A 571-nucleotide genomic window follows, 5' to 3' on the forward strand; every position below is an offset into this window, starting at 1 on the left:
CTTTTAAAGAAACGTTCGGGAATCTACCAGATTATATCGTCGCAGACGCTGGGTACGGTGGAGAAGAGAATTACAAATATCTTTTGGAGGAAACAGCTAGCCTTCCTTTGATGCCTTACACGATGTATCGGAAAGAGCAAAAACGTGCTTACATAAAGAACGAAATGCATCGCGACCATTGGGAATATCGAGCTGCGGATGATTTTTTCATTTGCCCGAATCAACGTAAACTGACCTTCCAAAAGTATGCTTATCGTACGGATCGCTATGGTTATATTCGTGATTTCAAGGTTTACGAATGTGAAGATTGTTCCGATTGTCCTTTACGAGCGCAATGTACGAAAGCCAAATCAGGAAAAAATAGAAAGATACATTATAATCCAATTTGGGAAGAATTGAAACATCGTGCAAGACGAAGCCTGACATCAGAAAAAGGTTCTACTATTTATCGGCAACGAAAAATAGATGTAGAGCCAGTTTTTGGGCATGTGAAGGCTATTTTGGGTTTCACTCGTTTCCGTTTACGAGGGCTTCCAAAAGTAGCGACCGAAGCCAACCTCTATTTCATGGC

General features: G+C 41.2%; 1 protein-coding gene. It reads left to right on the forward strand.

The genetic code is table 11. The features are described from left to right. On the forward strand, positions 1-571 hold a 571-nt coding region (locus R8925_RS15850), incomplete at both ends, for a transposase (protein ID WP_430536749.1).

Source organism: Listeria rocourtiae subsp. hofi, assembly GCF_963575615.1.
Lineage (GTDB): Bacteria > Bacillota > Bacilli > Lactobacillales > Listeriaceae > Listeria_A > Listeria_A hofi.